This window comes from Wenzhouxiangella limi, assembly GCF_010499265.1.
GTDB lineage: Bacteria > Pseudomonadota > Gammaproteobacteria > Xanthomonadales > Wenzhouxiangellaceae > Wenzhouxiangella > Wenzhouxiangella limi.
Map to the genome: position 1 here is coordinate 1 of NZ_JAAGSC010000002.1, position 5,805 is coordinate 5,805.

General features: G+C 51.9%; 7 protein-coding genes. 1 reads left to right on the plus strand and 6 read right to left on the minus strand.

The window, feature by feature from the left end; all coding sequences use genetic code 11:
• Nucleotides 1-106: 106 nt before the first annotated feature.
• The 6 genes from G3I74_RS00015 to G3I74_RS00040 form a co-directional block, all read right to left on the minus strand.
• The gene (locus tag G3I74_RS00015; protein ID WP_164208680.1) at nt 107-1,066 is read right to left on the minus strand and encodes a metallophosphoesterase; all 960 of its coding nucleotides are present in this window, start codon (nt 1,064-1,066) and stop codon (nt 107-109) included.
• Nucleotides 1,067-1,142: 76 nt separating this feature from the next.
• Nucleotides 1,143-1,367 (minus strand): hypothetical protein, encoded by a 225-nt coding sequence (locus G3I74_RS00020; RefSeq protein ID WP_164208683.1) that lies wholly within the window; start codon nt 1,365-1,367, stop codon nt 1,143-1,145.
• A 107-nt stretch (nt 1,368-1,474) separates the two neighbouring features.
• The gene (locus G3I74_RS00025) at nt 1,475-1,768 is read right to left on the minus strand and encodes a hypothetical protein (RefSeq protein WP_164208686.1); all 294 of its coding nucleotides are present in this window, start codon (nt 1,766-1,768) and stop codon (nt 1,475-1,477) included.
• 214 nt (nt 1,769-1,982) lie between these two features.
• Nucleotides 1,983-2,450 (minus strand): hypothetical protein, encoded by a 468-nt coding sequence (locus G3I74_RS00030; RefSeq protein ID WP_164208688.1) that lies wholly within the window; start codon nt 2,448-2,450, stop codon nt 1,983-1,985.
• A 205-nt stretch (nt 2,451-2,655) separates the two neighbouring features.
• Entirely contained in the window at nt 2,656-3,033 is a 378-nt protein-coding gene (locus G3I74_RS00035) for a hypothetical protein (RefSeq protein WP_164208691.1), read from the minus strand.
• A 269-nt stretch (nt 3,034-3,302) separates the two neighbouring features.
• The gene (locus G3I74_RS00040) at nt 3,303-4,073 is read right to left on the minus strand and encodes a hypothetical protein (RefSeq protein WP_164208694.1); all 771 of its coding nucleotides are present in this window, start codon (nt 4,071-4,073) and stop codon (nt 3,303-3,305) included.
• A gap of 787 nt (nt 4,074-4,860) precedes the next feature.
• Here G3I74_RS00040 and G3I74_RS00045 point away from each other — a divergent pair.
• Nucleotides 4,861-5,763 carry a helix-turn-helix transcriptional regulator gene (locus G3I74_RS00045; protein WP_164208696.1) on the plus strand — a complete coding sequence of 301 codons (903 nt, stop codon included), beginning with the start codon at nt 4,861-4,863 and terminating at the stop codon, nt 5,761-5,763.
• Nucleotides 5,764-5,805: the final 42 nt, after the last annotated feature.

Genomic DNA, 5,805 nt, shown 5'->3' on the forward strand with positions numbered 1-5,805 from the left:
ATTGGAATCAGACATGTTTCCACTCCGTTAGCGCCCTGAATGTTACAGATAAAACCGATCAGGAACTGTTGGACTGGATGTTGACACACAGGGCAAGGAGGTCTACTCACCCAGAAACCCAAACAAACTTATCCTTGATGAGTTGGTCTTCGCCATCAAACCGGTAGGCGCAAAGCTTGCCCGGTGTCGTATCCGCTGCGTTCTCGCCGGCAATGCTGTAATCCAGGCAGGCAATGTGATCGGTCAAGGGCTCTGGGTCACCAGACAGCCAGTAGTGTCCGAGGAAGAGAAGCTTGTCGCCGTCATAGCCCGGAAGCGAATCAGCCCCGATTGGTGAGTCGGGAATTCGATCGATCGCGTCATCAGGAACGATAGCCAGTTGTCGATAGCCCCGCTGTGCTCTCTCCCACCAACGCGTGCGAATCTGATCCCGCTCCTTGTCGTCTTTGTCACGAAATGTGATTCCTAGAGGCAGCGGAATCTCCCAGCCCTTGAGCAGGACTTCCGCTGCCTCATAGGCGGCTGTGCCCTTGGTTCCCAGATCCGTCCACGCGTTTTCGCGAAACCGCTGCCCGTCATCCAGATACACGGCAAGTGCGTCGAAAGAAGGACGGTGCCAACAGGCGTGGACCACCCGCAGCCCCTCCAGGTCCAGATAGACCGGCAGCGTTTTGAACCAGTCGATCAGCTCCTGTTGCTTTTCGGTGACGTCCGAATCCCGACTGCCCCCGACGGCCTTCACAAAGGCTTCGTGCTGCTTCCAGTTGTCATCGCTATGCACACGCAGGTACTCCCCTGAACGATCCGGGTTCTTAGTGGCATACATGATGGCGTTAAACTCGTGATTACCCATCACCGCAAGCGCGGCACCGTTATCCACCATGGGGCGGACAATGCTGATCACCCCCATTTGCGCAGGCCCCCGGTCGATGAAGTCACCGAGAAAAATAACCTGACGACTCGGGTGGCGCCACACGCCCTCTCGATCAGCCTCGTAACCCAGCTTGGTCAGCAGGCGCTCCAACGGCCCAGCATGCCCATGGATGTCACCGATTAAGTCATACATGCTTTGATCTCCATAGATTCAATCTCAGGGCCTGATGCCCAGGCATAAGACCTACCAAAATTTGTTTGGCACGGGATCATAGATCGTCGGTGTCCTTCACAAACGGCCCATCATCAAGCGCAGAGATCGCTGGTGAGGAATGGTCCGCAGTGAACATCAGGTTTAGATATTCGAAGGCCTTCGTGCTGTAATCCTCACTCGAATTCAACCTGATATCCTCAGCGCCATGCTCCAAGGCCAGCTTGAACGCAGCCAATGCCGCGTCGGTATCTTTGGTATAAACATCAACGGAAACTTTCATAACCACCTCACATAAGAGTCTTTAAGCCAAAAGAAAAGATATTCTTCAGTCCAGATTCTTGGCTCAATCTGAACGCTCTCTTCGCAGCCAGGACGCAATAGGCTGCCCTAGGAAACAAAATTGAAATTGACAAACACGTAGTCACTACCCTTCCTGCTAATAGTCACAGACGATCTGGCATTAACATGGCCAGACTGCCTCACCAGGGACTCCAGTGCAGCATCGTCAAGATCCGCTGTGTCACCGATAAGAAATATCAGGCTCTCCCCTAAAATACCGTCATAGCTCCACTGCTCATGAACCGCCGACAGCCCCTCACACACAATTTTCTTGCGGAACTTCAGTTGAGTATCGGCATCAATGCCGAGCTTTTCAAATCCCTCGATGTCTTTCTCTATCATGGATAATCTCCTTTTCTGGTTTGCATGCGAAACACGTGCGTGCGACGCTTGATCAGGCCGTAATGACACTGGTTACAATCGCTGGTCTGCGATAACTGTCACCCTGCAATATCGGCAGCGTGACCCATCAAATACACCTTCCTCTTCCGCCGTAGCTTTTGTATCTGCCGATCGGCGTACATCCCAACCCCCAAGCGCATTCTCACAGTCTGACCTAGCTGAGTGCATAGACGTACCGGATATGTTCCGGGAGGTTAAAATCCTTATAAATCAGAGGCAGGCTGGGAAGCACGCTCTCAACAGCAGCGCACAAAAGATGTATGGTCCGTTGAGTGCATTGAATGGAGATTTCAACTTCCATCCATGGCCAGTGCCGGGGTCGGCCCACATGATTTTCAATGAAAAGCCCGCAAACTTCATATGGCCCAACGACTGCTGCTTTGGCGGAAAAAATTGTTCCCGAGTGCTTCCCATCGAGGCTTTTTTCGCTCAAAGGCGCGAAAAACACTGTCACAGAACTAAGCAGAAAGTCGCTGTTGTTGACAAAGAAGAAAATGCCTTGATCTTGCAGCAGCCACATAAGCGGTTCTTCTGAATCTGTGAAGATAACGCCATCTGGGAGCACTTTCTGTGCATTGAAAAACAGTTTAGACAGCGCTGTTGCATCGCCAATTTCTCTCATGAGTCTGCGCTTCAAATCCAAGCAGGTCGAAAACCGCAAAGCGGGAAGGGTCCCTGCCTGATGGGTATGGATCTTTGCTAAACCAAAGGCAAGACTAATGACTTCTATGCCAGGAGTCAGGGGAGCTTTGATCTTTCCGGGCTTTGCCCTGATCTCATATCACCGTACTGAAGGCCACTTTTCAATCTTCGCACCACATAAAAAATCAATTGTCAGAAGAATCCTTCATGATTAAAAAATAAGAAGGAATGCCCGTTTCAACTGCATGATATCCGTAACGGCTGAACCGTTTCGCTAACCGACTATAAAGACTATTCCGCGAATCATCTCCACCTGTGGTGTAGAGCAGATACGGAGGTTTATGTTCGTACACGTATTCCTTTAAATATTCTTGGATTTCCCGAAACAACCGCACGGCAGCCCATGTTGGAGTTTCATGCCGATCACATCCATCAAGCTCAAAACATGCTGCATCTAACCCCACAGATGTGCAAATTAAAACAACTTGGTAGTCATCGCCGATTTCAACGTGATACCAGCGATCCTGTCCAATTCTGAATTGTTTGTCTACTATCTTCATCATGACAGGATCAGCCTGCTTCGAGATGCTTCACTTGACGGTTAATGCCTCGAATCCTGCCTTTGGGGATTCGCAGCGGGGAGAGTGGGGATGACTGACCGATCACCACTCAACCTCAAGCACCATATTACAGGACTGGGCGACATATAGTGTCGCATAACGCGATCGCCACCAAGTCCAACCAGGGACCGGGTCTGAGTGTGCAACCCGGTCCTGAAGGGTGGTGAGTTAGGGCTGGAAACATGGACGGTGAGTATGAATGAGGCGGCTTGCTAGACACCATCTTCAAAAAGGTCCTCATCTTCCAAGGTTGTGATTCTAATGTATTCACTATCCCATTCACCTTTTCCCTCGATGTCGCCGGGATAAACTAAATGCTTCTCGCGGATTTTTTTTCCCAAATCCGGTGCTTCAATATAAATGGCGGACATGTGATCGCTTAACGCGCAGTTGTCATCGTAGCGGTCGCCCAAAAACTCTTTGCAATAATCTGCCGCTTCGGCTTTTGGGATATACAGAAAATCCTGAAGAATCTGATCAGGGCTGATGGTTTTTTCCATATTCATTGAGCCCAGGTAGACATTGGCGAGCTCAAACTCGTCTCCGTCATGGCGTTCTATCGGTGCGGGATAATGGATTCTTTTTTCGACTTTTCGACTATAGAAAATTAAAGTATCGTCAGCGTAATCGGTGATCTTGTGGCTGGCTTCCGGGATAGAGCTGGTGAATGTATTCACCGGGGATTCATCAATGCCCAGTTCGGATACGTATTTGTACTTTCGCTCAAAATCATATTGCTCATCAACATCATTGCTTTCTTCGATGATAATGGATGCGCCTGAAATGCTCGGCGCTTTAATGTCTAATATGTTCGCGTGGTTGTAAGTCTCAAAATACTCGCCGTTATCGAGCTCCATTGAGCAGTTTAGAGAGTCTTTGGCAATTGCCGTTTTAATTTGATTGGCGAGATCGGCATCGTCAATGAATCCGGCACTGAAGGCGCCGCCAGTGTTTACTATGGTCACACGTATTAGTTTTTTCATTTCCTGTTTTCCTAAGCTTTGTTTTCCAACTCCACCCTTAGCGGCTCATGCTCCATTGCAGCTGAAAGCCGCATGCATGTTGCCGGTCGCTTTGATCCCGGCCGCAAATTTGAAGTTGACCTTCACGACTCATTGTGGTTTGCTCGCAAGCTGGTGGGGCTGTTATTAAGGGCGCTTTTTCGGCGCTTCCCCCACAAAACCGAATGGTTCAGTTGGCGACACAAATAACGAGTTAGAACTGCCGAAGCCTGTGATTTGTGTCTCGGCCATCGCTTGCCCAGTTCAATGATAGGGCACGGAGTTCGTAGCATGTCTAGCATCCTTCGGAACGCGAACCTCTCTAATGAGTTAGCGCACCTCATATTGGGCAGTCAATGCTCAGCAAAAAAACACGAACCACGATGGCTCGAAGGTAAGCCAAGTTTATCGGGCTGACATTGACGTTCGTCAAATTTCATATGCGTGGCGGCATGTGATAACGCGAATGAAAAAAGTGGGCCGAGCGAAAAGTCTGCGGCTTTAAAGTCCTGGGCGGATCCGTTGCGGATGGGGCAATGGCGCCGACCAGGGCGCCCCTGATACCCTGATCGGCGTGCCTTGTGCATCCCCCGCCGACGCCATACGGTTCGTACCAGAGCAACGATTTCCCCTTCCCCTCGCTTCGAAATTCGAGGATACTGATGCAGACGACAGATTATGTCGCTTGCAGGCAAACTTGGGCAGGTTTCCGTAAGCGCTGGATTTTTCGCGTGCAGTCTGATAGAGACAGCTATAAAGGGACATACGGATGGGGGACGCCACACTTCGACAGATTGTGCTGATGCGATTATTGCCGCGGCGACCACCTGGGCTGACCACCAGTGAGTTGCGCGACCGCCTGGCGGATCGGGGCTTTCCGATCCATATGCGGTCCGTTCAGCGTGACCTTGATCGACTTTCGGGCTTATTTGGATTCACCAATGACGAGCAGACGCCTCCGCGATGGTTCTGGCCGCCGGGGGCTTCGGATCTGTCGCTGCCGTCTCAGGATCCTCTCTCCGCCTTGACCTGGCGGCTGATCGAGCAGTACCTGGAGCCTTTGTTGCCACCGGCACTCAAGCGAGTGGCTGATGGCCAGTTCGGTGCGGCTCGCGAGGTCCTGGAGACGGCCGCCGGGGGGCGTTTTCGGCGCTGGGAGTCCCGTGTTCGCCTGCTCTCGCGGAGCCTGCCTTTGACCCCTCCGGATATCTCGGCGGCAGTGTTGGAAAGCGTCTCCGAAGCCCTCCTCGACGGGCAACAACTACGGGTGAACTACCGTGCCCGGGGCTCCGCCGAGCCTAAAGAGTTTCGGGTCCACCCGCTTGGGCTGGTGATCCGGGAGTCGGTGTACTACCTGATTGCGACGGCCAACGATTACTGCGACATCATCCAGATGGCACTGCACCGGATCACGAGTGCGGAAGCGCTGTCAGCAAGGGCGACTGAGCCAGTCAGCTTTGACCTTGATCGCTATATTAACGATGGCGGCTTTCTCTATTCGGAGGGCAAGACCATCCAGCTGGTGGCCAGGTTTGACGCCTATACGGCGCAGCATCTCCACGAGTCGACCCTGGCTGAGGGACAGACTCTGACCGATCTTCCCGACGGGCGGGTCGAGCTGCCCTGTGTGTCAACATCCAGTCCAACAGTTCCTGATCGGTTTTATCTGTAACATTCAGGGCGCTAACGGAGTGGAAACATGTCTGATTCCAAT